The sequence below is a fragment of the Bradyrhizobium sp. AZCC 2289 genome (genome assembly GCF_036924615.1).
In the GTDB taxonomy this organism is placed as follows: Bacteria; Pseudomonadota; Alphaproteobacteria; order Rhizobiales; family Xanthobacteraceae; genus Bradyrhizobium.
In genome coordinates this window covers 3,594,783-3,611,914 of sequence record NZ_JAZHRY010000001.1, presented here as the reverse complement: position 1 = coordinate 3,611,914, position 17,132 = coordinate 3,594,783, and the positions used below count along the sequence as shown (strand labels likewise).

General features: G+C 62.2%; 7 protein-coding genes and 1 pseudogene. 5 read left to right on the top strand and 3 right to left on the bottom strand.

The genetic code is table 11. The features are described from left to right. Positions 1-61: 61 nt before the first annotated feature. Both V1289_RS17330 and V1289_RS17325 read right to left on the bottom strand, forming a co-directional pair. On the bottom strand, positions 62-1,177 hold the full coding sequence (locus V1289_RS17330; protein WP_334398024.1) for a lysozyme inhibitor LprI family protein: 1,116 nt from the start codon (positions 1,175-1,177) through the stop codon (positions 62-64). A 156-nt stretch (positions 1,178-1,333) separates the two neighbouring features. Next, entirely contained in the window at positions 1,334-2,122 is a 789-nt protein-coding gene (locus V1289_RS17325; protein ID WP_442896184.1) for a transglutaminase-like cysteine peptidase, read from the bottom strand. Positions 2,123-2,688: 566 nt separating this feature from the next. On the opposite strand from V1289_RS17325, the gene V1289_RS17320 reads away from it, so the two are divergent. The 4 genes and pseudogenes from V1289_RS17320 to V1289_RS17305 all read left to right on the top strand — a co-directional run bounded on the left by V1289_RS17320 (position 2,689) and on the right by V1289_RS17305 (position 13,500). Then, positions 2,689-3,525: a FecR family protein gene (locus V1289_RS17320; protein ID WP_334398022.1), complete on the top strand. Its 837-nt coding sequence runs from the start codon at positions 2,689-2,691 to the stop codon at positions 3,523-3,525. Further along, positions 3,465-4,193, top strand: a complete 729-nt coding sequence (locus V1289_RS17315) for a hypothetical protein (protein WP_334398021.1) — start codon at positions 3,465-3,467, stop codon at positions 4,191-4,193. The genes V1289_RS17320 and V1289_RS17315 overlap by 61 nt, the downstream gene beginning before the upstream one ends. Further along, on the top strand, positions 4,190-10,996 hold the full coding sequence (locus tag V1289_RS17310) for a VCBS domain-containing protein (protein WP_334398020.1): 6,807 nt from the start codon (positions 4,190-4,192) through the stop codon (positions 10,994-10,996). The genes V1289_RS17315 and V1289_RS17310 overlap by 4 nt, the downstream gene beginning before the upstream one ends. 271 nt (positions 10,997-11,267) lie before the next feature. Then, positions 11,268-13,500 (top strand): annotated as a pseudogene (locus V1289_RS17305) (CHASE2 domain-containing protein). Between the two features lie 116 nt (positions 13,501-13,616). Here the strand turns inward: V1289_RS17305 and V1289_RS17300 are convergent. Then, positions 13,617-15,236 (bottom strand): ABC transporter substrate-binding protein, encoded by a 1,620-nt coding sequence (locus V1289_RS17300; RefSeq protein ID WP_334398019.1) that lies wholly within the window; start codon positions 15,234-15,236, stop codon positions 13,617-13,619. Between the two features lie 213 nt (positions 15,237-15,449). Here V1289_RS17300 and V1289_RS17295 point away from each other — a divergent pair, with 213 nt between their 5' ends. Then, positions 15,450-17,108, top strand: coding sequence for an ABC transporter substrate-binding protein (locus V1289_RS17295; RefSeq protein ID WP_334398018.1), 1,659 nt, complete (start codon positions 15,450-15,452; stop codon positions 17,106-17,108). Positions 17,109-17,132 lie beyond the last annotated feature (24 nt).

Here is a 17,132-nt window from a genome sequence, read left to right as displayed (position 1 = left end):
GGATTGCTTCGTCGCTGCGCTCCTCGCAATGACGATCGCTACTTTTTGACCTGCCGGCCCGCTACGGCCCGCTCAGCGCGACCCCGAGTTCGATCGGCTGCAGCGCATCCGTGTTGCAGCGCCAGCCGTTGTCGGCCTTCTGAAACGCGAATGACTTTTCGATTCGGAGCCGGTGCGCGAGCGGCTGGCTCTCCCGGCTTCCCGGCGACGGTTTTGCCTGCCCCGAGCCTAAGTCCCAGCAGGTTCCGGTGCAGGTCGACGCGATCGGGCTGCAGACGGCGAATGGCGAGAGGACCTTCATTTCCACTTCGGCCGTCACCAGGGCGGCCTCGGCCGACACTTCGGTATCGAGCTGGATGATACGGCTTACGCGCAGGAAATCGCCGCAGGCGTTGGCTGAATGAATCTGCGCGATACACAGATCGACCGCGTCGGCATCGGGGGCGGGCGAAAGCTCGGACTTGCCGAACACCCGTTGCGGGTCGCCCTTGGCCGCGATGATCTCGGCGGTCTTCCGGCTCATATCGTCCGCCAGGCAGGCTTCCGACGGCGACAATTCGTCCAGCGGCACGTTTTCCTTGTCGGCCAGATGGCACTTGCGGTCGCGGGCCCGGATCCATCTGGCGTATTCGGCGAAGGCTCCCTTGGCTTCGTCGTCCTTCATTTTGGCGATCAGCGCGACAACGTGACCGTTGAGCTCCCTGTCGGCGATCGCCAGGGCGGGATCGCTGCAGATCAGCATGCCGGCGGTGGTGTTGTTCGCCAGGCAATCGAAGTTCGGATCGGCCAATATCTCGATCCGCTCTTCCGTCTCTTTCAACAGGCAGGCCTTGACCGATTGGATGTTCCGGCTTGCGACACTTAGTCCGCCAAATATCCCGCAACTCAAATTGCGGCCTCTGATCCATTCCACGTTCTCTTCGACCGCAAGCCGGCGATCGGCAATCCGGTTGATCCGGTCCTGCAAGGCATTGCTCAGCCGGGCGCCGGCGCTCTGCAGGTCGGGATCGCCGCAGAACAATTGTCCCGCCGTATCCTTGATGTCGGCGCAACGGTTCTTTTCATAGAGCGGCAACGTCTCGCGCAGCGACCGGTCGGCTTCCGCCTCGGTATCCGCGCAAGCGGGATACAGCAGTCCAACCTGGGCCGCAACGAAAGCCAGCATCATCAGGCGCATTCAAATTCCTGTCCGAAAAACAAAGGCCCCGTGGCGAATGCGCCTGGCCAGTTCAGCCGCAACGTTCGTTTGGCGACGACCGAAGCGGCTTCTCAATCGCCGCAACGAAATGAAATTGCGAGGCGGCTGTCAATCGGCTTTGCGCGGCGGCCTGGTTCAGGGACGGATCTGGCTGGGCTCGGCCAGCGAAGTCACGGCAACCGGAGAAGCAAGATCGCGGCCGGTTGCGCCGGCGAGCAGCGGCGCATCGCCGTACTGCATGACGCCATGCCGGTCGATCACAAAGGTCGGCCGGTAATTCCTGATGTCGGAATCCTCGACCATCGCCATGCGGCGGCTGTCGAGTGTCAGCCAGTGCCCATCCAGCCGCGCGGCGGCAACGGCATGGTCCTCGCCGTGGATTGTGTCGTGCATGATCACGATCCGCAGGTCGTCCGGCGCGATGCCGGCCAGCCGCAGCGCAACAAATTTCGCGATTGCGTAATCCTCGCAATCTCCGCCGCCCCTTGTCAGGGTCGCAAGCGGCGACGTCCAGACGTCGATCTCGCCATATTGCTTGAGATCGCTGACCGGCCTGATGGCGAGATTGAGCGCGCGATTGATCTCGCCAAGCCGGGCGCGGCCTTCGCGAAGTTTTGCCACATCGATAATGGCGAGGAATTGCAGCGCGGCCGAGGACGCGCAACCGTCGCGGTCGCCCTCGCAAAGCGCGAGCTGCACCATTTCATCGTCGAGACGGCGCTGCACGCCGAGCCACTTCTGGCGCAGGCCGCCGCCGGACAGCGCGGATGCCGCAAGCCCGAACGGCTCGGCCGATTTCTGGACCAAATCCTGGGCGCCGGAAGACCCCGGCGTTTCCGCCCTGAGGTCGGCCGTTCCGAACCAGAGTAAACCGCACGCGAGTATGACCTCGCGCCACGCGCGCGAATGACCTGACAACCGCATCTGACGCCCCATGTCCGGGCATCGACGGGGCTATAACCCGCTCGTGACCGGATCGTTTCGTGGGGGGCAGGATGGGCGGCGGGACTTTTAATCTGCTTAAAGCGGGCCATAACGGGCCGGAAAGCGCAAAACAGCTTAAAATTAGCCTCGCCGGTTTGCTGAAACTTTTATCGATCCTTTTAGGACGGACTGTCGTATCTTTGTGACACTTGGTATTAACTATGCCTTATCGTTGATTTCCGGTTAATATGGCTAATGTGTTCAGAATCACGTGATTTGTTAGCCAAATCACAGTTTCGACTTGGGGAACCGCGCTATATCGCCTTGCGGAATCCAAGGGAAGAAAATTGAAGTATAGGTTTTGATTTTTATACTAAGAAATACGTAAACTAACTTTCCTCCAGCTCAAAAATGATGACTTGTCTTCTTCGCTCATCGGCCATGAATACTTGTAATATTTAAGGATCGGAAGCGAACAGCTCCCTATACTGCACGCTTTGCTCAGTAATGGATGGTTCCCCACGGAACCCTCCAATGATATGCAAGCTTAGACTTTCGAATATTGTATGAATATTAACCTTAGTGGCGACGGTGCCCATTTGAGCTTTGCCGGTAAATTCGACGGTACTCTGTCTGACGGTCAGGGCTCCCAGCCCCATGGGCATGGCCATGTCGACAGCGTTTCGACTCATGCGCCAGCGGGCGCCATTATCGTCCAGGACGCCCATCTGCTCTTCACCGGCGATTTCAAGCGCTCCGGGGTCGACCTGATCCTGTCCGCGGACGACCGCAAACTGGTGCTGCACGATTACTTCAAGGGCGAGAAGCACGCCGCGCTGGCTTCGCCCGATGGTGCGCATCTCACCGGCGACATCGTCGACGCGCTCAGCGGTTACACGCAGTTTGCGCAGGCCGACGGCAGTGCCAGCGTTGCCCAGGTGATCGGCCATGTCACCAAGCTGACGGGCACCGCGACCGTGATCCGGAACGGCGTGTCGATCATCCTGAACCAGGGCGACAACGTCAACAAGGGCGACGTGGTCCAGTCCGGCTCCGACTCCTCGCTCGGCATCACCTTCATCGACGGCTCCGTGTTCGGCCTCGCGTCGAACGCGAAGATGGTGCTGAACGAAATGATCTATGACCCGAACGGGTCGAACAACTCGTCGCTGATCAGCCTCGTGCAGGGGACGATCTCGTTCGTCGCGGGTGCTACCGCCAAACACGGCGATATGAAGGTCGATACGCCGGTCGCGACAATGGCTTCCGCGGCACTGCGGTGCTGGTCGAGATCGATTTCGATGTCCCGGCCCAGGGTGGCGCGCCGCCGGCGAAATTCCAGGTGCTGGTCGAGCCGGACGGCACCACCGGCTCCTATATCCTGTTCGACAAGACGACCCTGACCCCGATCGCGACCGTCAATCTGGCCGGAACGCAAACCATCGTCAATGGTCAGGGCACCGTCAGCTTCCTGTCGTCGGCCCAGCTGTCGGCGGATGCGCAAAAGATCATCACGGACGTCTTTGCGCAGAAATTCACCGACAATACGAACCCCAAAGACACCACCCATTTCACCGATTCGATCACCCAGGAATCGCTGACGGTCAAGCTGGCGAACGGGGACACCGTCCCCGTGACAGTGAAGGTGGGCTTCGTTGCGGACAACCCTGCGGCGCTGTCCAACCCCAACACCCCGCCCAGGACCGATCACATCGATGGGCCGCCGACGGTCGTCACCTTCAACAGCGCTTTCACCGAACGTGACAATGCTACACACACTGTCACCCACAGTTCGACCCTTGATACGCTGTCCGACAAGATCAGGTGGGTCGACATCAACGCCGGCGACCTTCCGAGCGCGACTGCCAAGTTCGATTCCTTCAGCTACAAGGATGCGAACAACCACGACGTCACCGCGTCACTGACGGCGGAGCAACTGGCGGCGATCCAGGCGGTCGAAATACCGCTTACCGTGGTGCAGGACCCCGGCAACACCAACAACGGATCGGCGACCTGGACCACAATATTGCCGACAGCGCCTTCGACTTTCTTGCCGCCGGCGAGACGTTGACGCTGACCTACATGGCGCGGGTGGACAACAACTACGCGCCAAACGATGAATGGACGTTGACGCCGATCACGATCACGATCACCGGCACCAACGACACGCCGACCATTGCGACGACGGGCACTGGCATCACCGAGCGATTAGGCACCGGCAATACCGCCATCGATACGGCGTCCGGCACCGTCACCTTCACCGACGTCGATCTGACCGACCGTCCGATCGTGAGCGCGGCACTCTCCGCGTCGCATCCGTTTAGATATCTCGACGCCCAGGGCCACGACATCACCGGTTCGCTGACGGCCGAGCAACTGGCGGCGATCGCCGCCGTCGAGGTTCCCCTGACGGTCGTGCAGGCGGCGGGAAATACCCACAATGGTTCGGCGACCTGGATCTACAGCATCGCCGACAAGGCGTTCGATTTCATCGCCAAGGGCGAGACGCTGACTCTCAACTATGTGGCCGAGGTCGATGACGGCCATGGCGGAGTGGTTTCGACGCCGATCACGGTATCGATCAACGGCGCCGACATTTCCATCAACGGCACCAACGATAATCCCGTGGTCACGACGACCAGCAACGCGTTTGCCGAACTGTCGAACGACAGCCAGCCGAATCCGACCGGATCGACGGCGCTCGATACGGTTTCCGGCACCATCGGCTTTACCGACGTCGACCTGACCGACCGTCCGGTGGCGAGCGCGGCCTACACCTCGTTTACCTATACGGACGCATCCGGCCATGCGCTGTCCTTGACGGCGCAGCAGCAGGCCGATGTGGCGGCGGTCGCGGCGCCGCTGACGGTGACGCAGGCCGACGGAAATACCGACAACGGCTCTGCGACCTGGACCTACAGTGTTGCCGACGGCAATTTTGACTTTTTGGCCGCGGGCGAAACCCTGACGCTGACCTATACCGCGACCGTCGATGACGGCCATGGCGGCGTGGTGACAAAGCCATTCACCGTCACCATCACCGGCACCAACGATACCCCGACCATTGCGACGACCGGCACTGGCATCACCGAGCGATTAGGCACCGGCAATACCGCCATCGATACGGCGTCCGGCACCGTCACTTTCACCGACGTCGATCTGACCGACCGTCCAATCGTGAGCGCTGCGCTCTCCGCGTCGCATCCGTTTAGATATCTCGACGCCCAGGGCCACGACATCACCGGTTCGCTGACGGCCGAGCAGCTGGCGGCGATCGCCGCCGTCGAGGTTCCCCTGACGGTCGTGCAGGCGGCGGGAAATACCCACAATGGTTCGGCGACCTGGACCTACAGCGTCGCCGACAAGGCGTTCGATTTCATCGCCAAGGGCGAGACGCTGACTCTCAACTACGTCGCCGAGGTCGATGACGGCCATGGCGGAGTGGTTTCGACGCCGATCACGGTATCGATCAACGGCGCCGACATTTCCATCAACGGCACCAACGATAATCCCGTGGTCACGACGACCAGCAACGCGTTTGCTGAACTGTCGAACGACAGCCAGCCGAATCCGACCGGATCGACGGCGCTCGATACGGTTTCCGGCACCATCGGCTTTACCGACGTCGACCTGACCGACCGTCCGGTGGCGAGCGCGGCCTACACCTCGTTTACCTATACGGACGCATCCGGCCATGCGCTGTCCTTGACGGCGCAGCAGCAGGCCGATGTGGCGGCGGTCGCGGCGCCGCTGACGGTGACGCAGGCCGACGGAAATACCGACAACGGCTCTGCGACCTGGACCTACAGTGTTGCCGACGGCAATTTTGACTTTTTGGCCGCCGGCGAAACCCTGACGCTGACCTATACCGCGACCGTGGATGACGGACATGGCGGCGTGGTGACAAAGCCATTCACCGTCACCATCACCGGCACCAACGACACCCCGACGATCGCGACCACGAGCAATGCGTTTGCCGAACTGTCGAACACGCCACAGCCGAACCCGACGGGCTCGACCGCGCTCAATACCGTCACCGGCACCGTCAGCTTCACCGATGTCGATCTGACCGACCGTCCGGTGGTGAGTGCGAGCTTCACTTCGTTCACCTACACGGATTCATTGCACAACGCCCTGGCGTTGACGGCGCAGCAGCAGGCGGATGTGGCGGCGGTGGAAGGGGCGCTGACGGTCGCACAAACCCCGGGCAATACCGACAATGGCTCGGCAACCTGGACCTACAGCCTGGCCGACGGTGCGTTCGACTTCCTGGCCGCCGGCGAAATCCTGATGCTGACCTATACCGCGACGGTCGATGACGGCCATGGCGGCGTCATCTCAAAGCCGTTCACCGTCACCATCACCGGCACCAACGACACCCCGACGATCGCGACCACGAGCAATGCGTTTGCCGAACTGTCGAACACGCCACAGCCGAACCAGACGGGCTCGACCGCGCTCGATACCGTCACCGGCACCGTCAGCTTCACCGATGTCGATCTGACCGACCGTCCGGTGGTGAGTGCGAGCTTCACTTCGTTCACCTACACGGATTCATTGCACAACGCCCTGGCGTTGACGGCGCAGCAGCAGGCGGATGTGGCGGCGGTGGAAGGGGCGCTGACGGTCGCACAAACCCCGGGCAATACCGACAATGGCTCGGCAACCTGGGCCTACAGCCTGGCCGACGGTGCGTTCGACTTCCTGGCCGCCGGCGAAATCCTGATGCTGACCTATACCGCGACCGTCGATGACGGCCATGGCGGCGTGGTGACAAAGCCATTCACCGTCACCATCACCGGCACCAACGACACCCCGACGATCGATACGACCAGCAACGCGTTTGCCGAACTGTCGAACACGCCACAGCCGAACCCGACGGGCTCGGCGGCACTCGATACCGTCACCGGCACCGTCAGCTTCACCGATGTCGACCTAACCGACCGCCCGGTGGTGAGCGCGGTATTCTCCTCGTTCACCTATACCGACGCGTCGCATACCGCCCTGACGCTGACGGCGCAGCAACAGGCCGACGTGGCGGCGGTGGAAGGCGCGCTGACGGTCGCACAAACCCCGGGCAATACCGACAACGGCTCGGCGACCTGGACCTACAGCCTGGCCGACGGTGCGTTCGACTTCCTGGCGGCGGGCGAGATCCTGACGCTGACCTATACCGCGACGGTCGATGACGGCCATGGCGGCGTGGTGACAAAGCCATTCACCGTCACCATCACCGGCACCAACGACACCCCGACGATCGATACGACCAGCAACGCGTTTGCCGAACTGTCGAACACGCCACAGCCGAACCCGACCGGGTCGACGGCGCTCGATACGGTTTCCGGCACCATCGGCTTTACCGATGTCGACCTGACCGACCGTCCGGTGGCGAGCGCGGCCTTTACCTCGTTTACCTATACCGATGCATCGGACCACGCGCTGAGCTTGACGGCGCAGCAGCAGGCCGACGTGGCAGCGGTCGCGGTGCCGCTGACGGTGACGCAGACCGACGGAAATACCGACAACGGTTCTGCGACCTGGACCTACAGTGTTGCCGACGGCAATTTCGACTTCCTGGCCGCCGGCGAAACCCTGACGCTGACCTATACCGCGACCGTCGATGACGGCCATGGCGGCGTGGTGACAAAGCCATTCACCGTCACCATCACCGGCACCAACGACACCCCGACGATCGATACGACCAGCAACGCGTTTGCCGAACTGTCGAACACGCCACAGCCGAACCCGACCGGGTCGACGGCGCTCGATACGGTTTCCGGCACCATCGGCTTCACCGACGTCGACCTGACCGACCGTCCGGTGGTGAGCGCGGTATTCTCCTCATTCACCTATACCGATGCGTCGCATACCGCCCTGACGCTGACGGCGCAGCAACAGGCCGACGTGGCGGCGGTGGAAGGCGCGCTGACCATTGCGCAGACCCCTGGCAATACCGACAATGGTTCGGCGACCTGGACCTACAGCCTGGCCGACGGTGCGTTCGACTTCCTGGCCGCCGGCGAAATCCTGACGCTGACCTATACCGCGACCGTGGATGACGGCCATGGCGGCGTCATCTCAAAGCCATTCACCGTCACCATCACCGGCACCAACGATACGCCGGTTGCGGTGGCCGACAGCGACCAGGGCCATGTCGTCGAGGCCGGCAACGACGTCCACGACAACGTCGTTCCCGGCGTTCCGACCACGACCGGCAATGTGCTCACCAACGACACCGATGTCGACCTCACCGACACGCATTCAGTCGTTGGCGTTGCAGCGGGGACGGCGAGCGGCGTGCTTTCGACCGGCGTCGGCGCCACCATCATCGGCACTTATGGGTCGCTCGTTCTCGGTGTGGACGGAACCTGGACCTACGCGCTCGACAACAGCCGGCCCGCGACCAACGCATTGGCGCAGGGCGCGCACGCCAACGACGTCTTCAGCTACACCGAATCCGACCACAACGGCGGCACCTCGACGACGACGCTGACGATCGGAATCACCGGCACCAATGACGCGCCGGTCACCAACGATGCGCCGGTCGCCGCGACCGACCTGAATACCGGCGCGCCGGTGGTCGAGCAGGGCGTCCATCCGGGAAATACCGCGTTTGCCGGCATCGATACCGCGACGGGCAATGTTCTTTCAAACGACTCCGACGTCGACACCGGCGACACCATGACGGTGCAGGGGGTCGCGAGCGGAACACCGAGCGGTCCGTTGACGGGACACGTCGCCACCGTGGTTGCCGGTACCTATGGCAGCGTCACCATCGCGGACGACGGCAGCTGGACCTACACGCTCGATAACGGCAAGGCCACCACGCAGGCGCTGACCCAGGATCAGCACGTCGCGGACGTCTTTACCTACACCATGCATGATGCGGCCGGCGCGACCGCATCCGCGACGCTGACGATCGACATCACCGGCACCAACGACGCGCCGGTGGTTGCGGCGGTGAACGCGGGTACGCTCACCGATACCGCAGGGAACGACAGCTTCGGCAACCTCACGGGAACGCTGGTCGGGAACGACGTCGACAACGGCGATGCCGCAACGCTGCTCTATACCGCGATCGTCCCAATCAGCCATCTCGCTGTGAATTCGGCCGTCGCGGGCCACTACGGCTCGCTGACGGTGAACCTCAACGGCAGCTACAGCTATGTCGCCGACGCCGGCGCGATCAACGCGCTGCATGCCGGTACATATGCCGATACGTTCACGGTGCAGACCACCGACGTGCACGGCGCCACCGGCACCGCGACGCTGACGGTTGACGTGACCGGCGCCAACGACTCGCCGACGCTCGCCAACGTGAATGCCGGCACGCTCACCGATACCGCCGCGAATGACAGCTTTGGCGATCTCACGGGCACGCTGGTCGGGAGCGATCGCGACAGCGGTGAGACCGCAACGCTGCAATATGCCGTGCTCGACGCGCCGAACCACGTGGCGACGTCGGCGGTCGCCGGCCTCTATGGTTCGCTGACCGTGAATGCCAACGGCAGCTACGATTATGTCGCCAATGCTGCCGCGATCAACGCGCTGCCGGCGGGCTCCCATACCGACACCTTCACCGTGCAGACGTCAGACGTGCACGGCGCCACCGGCACAGCGACGTTCACGGTGAATGTGACCGGCGTCAACGACACGGCGGTGATCGGTGGCACCGACACCCAGAATTTGACCGAAACGAATGCGGTGCTGACGACCGGCGGGAAGCTGTCGATCAGCGATGTCGACAGTTTGGCGACGTTCAATGCGCAGACCGACGTGGCGGGCAGCCATGCCTATGGTCACTTCTCGATCAACGCCGCCGGGGTGTGGACGTATACCACCGACACGGCGCACAACGAGTTTGTCGGCGGCACGACCTATACGGATACGCTGAGCGTGTCGTCGGCGGACGGCACCTCGCATCTGCTGACGGTGAACATTCTCGGCACCAACGACCCGGCGGTGATCGCCGGTCAGTCGAGCGGTGCCGTGGAAGTAGCCGACGACAGTCCTGGCAATGGTACGCTAACCGTCACCGGCACGCTGACCGACACCGATGTCGACAACGCGCCCAATACCTTTGTCGCAGCGGCGGCCGGTTCGGGCACCGACCACGGTTACGGTACCTATCAGATGACCGAGGGCGGCGTCTGGACCTACACGCTCAATAATTCCAATGCGGCAGTGAAGGCGCTCGGTGAAGACCAGCATCTGACCGATACGTTCACTGTCCATACCGTGGACGGCACCGCGCAGATCGTCACCGTCGCCGTCACCGATAATGATGATCCGGACCACGACATCTATGCCGCAGACGGAACGACGCTACTCGCGGCCAGTACAGCGTTCATAAGTGGAAATAATCACAATTTCATCGGGGGGGCGACCGATAGCACGATCATCGGCAATAACGACTCAACGGCTGACCACATCAACGCGCAGGGTGGCAACGATACGATTTATGGGCGGGGCGGGAACGATACTATTCAGGGTGGCGACGGTAACGATGTCATCTATGGAGGATCCGGGAACGATACCATTACCGGCGGGGCCGGCGCGGATCAGCTCTGGGGTGGTTCGGGGAGGGATACATTCGTGTTTGCAGCTGCGGCAGATTCGACACCCGCGAGCTTCGATACGATCCAGGATTTCCAGGTTGGTGTGGATCATATCAACGTTTCTGGGCTGGGATTCGCCGCGGGTATGAGTGGCCTTGGAGCCCTGGCTGCGCACGGTCTCAATTGGTCGCAGGTTGGATCCGATACAGTGGTCCTGGGCGATACGAACGGAAACGCTGGAAATGCGGAATTCCAAATCGTCCTGAAAGGCGTGACCGCAACCAGTCTTCATCTCTCCGACTTCATTCTTGCCTAGCTTATCGCGACACCGAAGCTGAAGGTTGCACGATCATCGGGCATCGCGGTTCGATAAAATCCAGATGGGTACCGTGCAAAAATCAAAATATGTCTGAAGCGCTGTAGGGCAACGGTTTCTCTCGTGCAGATGGCACGTGCAAAATAATCCGCCATCTCCTGATGGCTTATCAAGGACCGGTTTGCCTTGGTGGCGTCTACTTGGGTGCCGCCGGCCAAATGCCTCAAATTCCTGGCGTGTGCAAACCAACCGAGCGTGATATCCAGACGACATGAAGCGACTGAGGTTATTGCGACGGTGGTTCAAGCTGCGCTTCGGCTACGCCCGGCTGGCGTGCCTCGCGCTGCTGGTCGGCTTCGCCGCGCTGCGCGTGCTCGATCCGGCCCCGGTCGAGGAGATCAGGGTCAGGATCTTCGATGGCTTCCAGCGCATCGATCCGCGCAAGAAGACCGCAAGGCCGGTCACCATTGTCGATATCGACGACAAGAGCATGGAAAAGCTCGGACAGTGGCCATGGCCGCGGACGCGGATCGCGGATCTCGTCGTGGAGCTGACCAGGCTCGGCGCTGTCGTGATCGCCTTCGACGTGGTGTTTTCCGAGCCCGACCGCCTCAATCCCGATGTCGCGGCCGACACGTTCCGCAATCTCGACGAAGAAACCCGCGCCAGGTTGCGGGCGCTGCCGAGCAACGATCAGATTTTCGCCGATGCCATCAGCGCGTCGCGCGTGGTGCTGGGCGAATCGGGGCTGCCGGAAGAACTCACCGCACTCGACAAGACCCTGCCGGTGACGGGGCTGGCGATGCTGGGCGAGGAGCAGCCGCAACGGTTCATGTTCGATTTCCCGGGCCTGCTGCGCAATGTCGGGGTCCTGGAGCATGCCGCGGCCGGGCGTGGCCTGTTTACGATCAATCCCGAACGGGACGGCATCGTGCGGCGGGTGCCGATGATTATGCAGGCCCAAAGGCCTGACGATGCCGTCGCTGACCTTCGAGATGCTTCGGGTCGCCACCGGTTCGGGCACGATCCTGATCAAGGCCGAGAAGGCCGGCATCAAGAGCCTCCGTATCAAGGGCTTTCAGATCCCGACCGACAATAATGGCCAGCTCTGGATTCATTTCGCGCGCAACGATTCCTCCCTCTACGTTCCCGCCATCAACGTGCTGGACCGGACTGTGGCGCCCGACAAGGTCGCGGGCAAACTGGTGTTGATCGGGACCTCGGCGGTCGGCCTCAACGACATCAAGACCACGCCGGTTTCGCGGGCTATGCCGGGCGTGGAAATCCACGCCCAGGTGCTGGAGAGTGCGTTGACGGGGTCGGTGATCTTGCAGCCGATTTACGGCATCGTCGTCGAATTCGCGACTGCACTTCTGTTCGGGCTGCTGGTGATCGCCTTCGCGCCGCTGTTCGGGCCGATCACGCTTGTCGCCCTCGGCGCGGTGTTTGCCAGCGCGCTGGTCGGAACGTCCTGGTATTTCTACACCCAGCACCGCCTGCTGATCGATTTCACCTATCCATTGATGTCGACCACGGCGATCTATCTGACGCTGATCTTCTCGAGCTTCGTGCGGGAGCAGCAGCAGCGCAAACAGATACGAACGGCGTTCTCGCAATACATGTCGCCCGCGCTGGTCGCGCAGCTGGCGCAGTCGCCGGAAAAACTCGTGCTCGGCGGCGAAGAGCGCGAGATGACCATCATGTTCTCCGACATGCGCGGCTTCACCTCGATCTCGGAGACCTACAAGAACGATCCGCAGGGCCTCACCGCACTGATGAACCGCTTCCTGACGCCGCTGACCAACGCGATCCTCGGGCGTAAAGGCACCATCGACAAATATATGGGCGACGCCATCATGGCGTTCTGGAACGCGCCGCTCGATGACAGGGAGCATCAGCTCAACGCCTGCGAGGCGGCACTCGACATGCTGGAGCGGGTCGACGAACTCAACCAGGCGCGCGAACAGGAGGCGCTGGAAGGTGGCCACAGATACATCCCGCTCAATGTCGGCGTTGGGCTCAACACCGGCACCTGCGTGGTCGGCAATATGGGGTCCGACGTTCGCTTCGACTATTCGGTGTTCGGCGACAGCGTCAATCTGGCGTCGCGCCTCGAGGGCCAATCCAAGGAATACGGCTTCCCGATCATCGTCGGCTCCAGGACCGCGCTTGCGGTCAAGGACAAGTTCGCGATCCTCGAGCTCGACTTCATCATGGTCAAGGGCAAGAAAGAGCCGGAGGTGATCTACGCCATCGCCGGACGCGAGGACACCGCGCAGTCCGGCCGCTTCCAGCGGCTGCGCAACCTGACCATCGAGATGCTGGCGTGCTATCGCGGCAGGGATTGGGACGGCGCGCTGGCGGCGATCGAGCGCGGCCGCCGCACCGACGAGGCGCGTTCGCTTGAACTGCTCTACAATCTGTACGAGGCCCGGATCCGCCTCTATCAGGAAAACCCGCCGCCGCAAGACTGGGACGGCGCGTTCGCGCTGTTGACGAAGTAGCCCCTCGTTTAAGCAAGCGCTGTTCGACGACTTGCGCGTAACCACGAGCGCCGGTGGTTATGGGTCCCGGCTCCTGATGCGCAATTGCGCATAAGGGCCGGGACGACGAGGAGATATTACTCCAGCCCGATCTGGGTCAGATCCTGGAACCAGTGCTGCGCCTGCACGAATTTCTTCACCTTCGGCGACAGCGCGTGCGGGTTGGTGTCGTGCACCACCCACACCAGCGCCGCGTCGTCGACGATCAGCGAATGCGCCTGCGCGATCAGTTCGTCCTGCTTGGCGGTATCGAAGGTCTGTTTGGCCTCATTAATCAGGGCATCGACCTTCGGATTCTTGTAGCCGCCCCAGTTGACGCCGACCGGCGCCACCTGGTCGGAGGCAAAGAAGCGCACGATCGCGTAGAGCGGGTCGGAGGTCACATAGGCGATGTTGTTGGCGGTGATGCCGGCATTCATCTCGTCGGCCGCGCCCTTGCGCCAATGCGTATATAATGTCTCGAGCTCGACCACCTTGAAGTCGACGTCGATGCCGATTTCCTTAAAGCTCTGCTGCAAAAATTCGTTCATCGGCAGCGACAGCATCTGGCCGGTGCCGCCCTGCGCAATGATGAAGGTGGTCTTCAGCGGCTTCTCCCGGGAATAGCCGGCTTCCTCGACCAGCTTCCTGGCCGCGGCGAGATCGTATTTGAGTTCGAAATTCGGCTTGCCGAACCAGGGACTCGACGGGTCGACCTGGCCCTTGGCGGGTTTCGCCAGCCCGTTCATCAGGCCGACGACGGCATCGCGATCGATCGCGAGATTGAGCGCCTTGCGCAGGCGGACGTCGGTCCAGGGCGAACCCGGCAGCACGCTGAGGTGATAATTCCAGACATGCGGCGTGATGTTGTCGACGATCCGCATCCCTGCGGATTTCAACTGCGGCACCGCGTCCGGCGCCGGGGTTTCGATCAAATCGACTTGCCCTGCAAGCAGCGCGTTGGTGCGCGTCAACGCTTCCGGCATCGGAATCAGGACCAGCTTGTCGACTTTCGGAATCCGCTTCTTGTCCCAGTAATCCGGGTTCTTCGACAATTCGGCGAGCTCGCGCGGCACCAGCTTTGTCAGCTTGAACGGCCCGGTGCCGGAGGGCTGGCTGGCAAACTTGTCCCAATCCTTGCCGAGCTTTTCATATTGCGCGGGGCTGGAGACCAGGAACCAGAGCATCTGGTAGGGAAAGAACGAGTCGACGGTCTTGGTCGTGATCTCGACGGTGTCGTCGTCGATCTTGGCGTAGCTCGCGACCGAGGGCAGGCGGGTCTTGACCTGCGCGCTCTGGCGCTTGTCGAATTGCGGCGCCTTGTCGTTCAAAACCTTGTCGAGATTCCAGATCACCGCGTCGGCGTTGAACTCGCTGCCGTCATGGAACTTGACGCCCTTGCGGAGGGTGAAGCGCCATTTGGTCTTGTCCTTGTCGTCCACTTTCCATTCGGTGGCGAGCCCGGGCACCAGTTTGCCGGGCCGGTCGGCTACATCCATTTCCCAAGCGACCAGGGGATCGTAGATCGTATAGGCCGTGAACTGGTAGGCGCCGGCGCCGCGATCCGGCTGGCCTGTCGTCAGCGGGATGTCGGCCATCGAAATGCCGTAGCGCACCACGGATTCGGCGTGCGCGGACTGGATGGGCAGGCCGGCGCCGACGGCCAGCGCCCAGGCACCTATCAAGCCGGCGATAAGGATCGAATTTCGGGCACGCATGATCTAAGCTCCGTTGGATGAGTATTGGGAATACCTAATGCCAAATCCTGCAAGGTTGATGCCAGAATAGGCACCGCTGTCTTTTCTTGGTGCGAAGCCGGAAGAAATGACCCATCCGAAGGTTATTAGGCGAACAACTATCCCCCTTGGCACAACCATTGCATACTCTTGCACAAGAATTAATCACCGGAAGTTGATGAGGGGACTACTGCGATGCATAACGGGAAATCGAACAAAACGGCGGCCGCGATGGTGCTGGCGGTGGCGCTGGCGGCAGGGTTGCCGGCCATGGCGGGTGCCGAAACCGTCCTTCGCATCGGCATGACCGCGGCCGATATTCCGCGCACGCTCGGCCAGCCCGACCAGGGTTTCGAGGGCAACCGCTTCACCGGCCTCACCATGTATGACGGGCTGACGATGTGGGACCTGTCGTCGGCCGACAAGGCGAGCGTGGTGATCCCGGGGCTCGCGACCGAATGGAAAGTCGACGACGCCGACAAGAAGAAGTGGACCTTCAGGCTTCGCCCCGGCGTCACCTTTCACGACGGCTCGCCGTTCAACGCCGACGCCGTGGTCTGGAATGTCGAGAAGGTGCTGAAGCAGGATGCGCCGCAGTTCGATCCGAGCCAGGTCGGCGTCACCGCCTCGCGCATGCCGACGCTGGCCTCGGCGCGCAAGATCGACGACATGACGGTGGAACTGATCACCAAGGAGCCCGACAGTTTCCTGCCGATCAACCTGACCAATCTGTTCATGGCGAGCCCTACGAAATGGCAGAAGTTTTTTGACGCGGCTGAAGGCGCCGACGCCAAGGCGAAATCGCAGGCCGCATGGGCCGCGTTTGCCAGGGACGCCTCGGGCACCGGCCCCTGGAAGATGTCGGGCTTTACCCCGCGCGAGCGGCTCGAACTCGTCAAGAACGCGAATTACTGGGACAAGGCGCGCGTTCCCAAGGTCGACAAGATGGTGCTGCTGCCGATGCCGGAAGCCAACGCCCGCACTGCAGCACTGCTCTCCGGCCAGGTCGACTGGGTCGAAGCGCCGGCGCCGGATGCGGTCGCCGAAATCAAGCAGCGCGGCTTCGTGATCAGGACCAACGAGGAGCCGCATGTCTGGCCGTGGCAGTTCTCGCGCGTCGAAGGCTCGCCCTGGAACGACATCCGCGTGCGCAAGGCCGCCAATCTCTGCATCGATCGCGAAGGCCTCAAGGACGGCCTGCTCGCCGGCCTGATGGTGCCGGCGACCGGCACCTTCGAGCCCGGCCATCCCTGGCGCGGCAAGCCCACCTTTGAGATCAAATACGACAAGCCGGCGGCGCAGAAGCTGATGCAGGAGGCCGGCTACGGCCCGAACAAGAAGCTGTCGGTCAAGATCCAGACCTCGGCGTCGGGATCGGGCCAGATGCTGCCGCTGCCGATGAACGAATATCTGCAGCAGGCGCTGGCCGAATGCTATTTCGACGTGCAGCTCGACGTCATCGAATGGAACACGCTGTTCACCAACTGGCGCCGCGGCGTCAAGGATCCCAGCGCCAATGGCTCCAACGCGACCAACGTCACCTATGCGGCGATGGATCCGTTCTTCGCCATGGTGCGCTTCCTGCAGTCGTCGATGGCGCCGCCGGTGTCGAACAATTGGGGCTTTATCAACAATCCCAAATTCGACGAACTGGTGACCAAGGCCCGCCAGACCTTCGAGCCCTCCGAGCGCGACGCGGCCCTTGCTGAACTGCATGCGGCCTCCGTCGATGACGCGGCGTTCCTCTACGTCGCCCACGACGTCGCGCCGCGCGCCCTGAGCCCGAAGATCAAGGGCTTTGTGCAGCCGAAGAGCTGGTTCGTGGACTTCTCGTCGATCACCATGACGCCGTAGACGCTATCAAGCAGCTGCGTCGCT

Coding starts and splice junctions, on each gene's coding strand:
- V1289_RS17330 (WP_334398024.1), bottom strand. CDS start 1,177: ATGCGCCTGATGATGCTGGCTTTCGTTGCGGCCCAGGTTGGACTGCTG.
- V1289_RS17325 (WP_442896184.1), bottom strand. CDS start 2,122: ATGCGGTTGTCAGGTCATTCGCGCGCGTGGCGCGAGGTCATACTCGCG.
- V1289_RS17320 (WP_334398022.1), top strand. CDS start 2,689: ATGAATATTAACCTTAGTGGCGACGGTGCCCATTTGAGCTTTGCCGGT.
- V1289_RS17300 (WP_334398019.1), bottom strand. CDS start 15,236: ATGCGTGCCCGAAATTCGATCCTTATCGCCGGCTTGATAGGTGCCTGG.
- V1289_RS17295 (WP_334398018.1), top strand. CDS start 15,450: ATGCATAACGGGAAATCGAACAAAACGGCGGCCGCGATGGTGCTGGCG.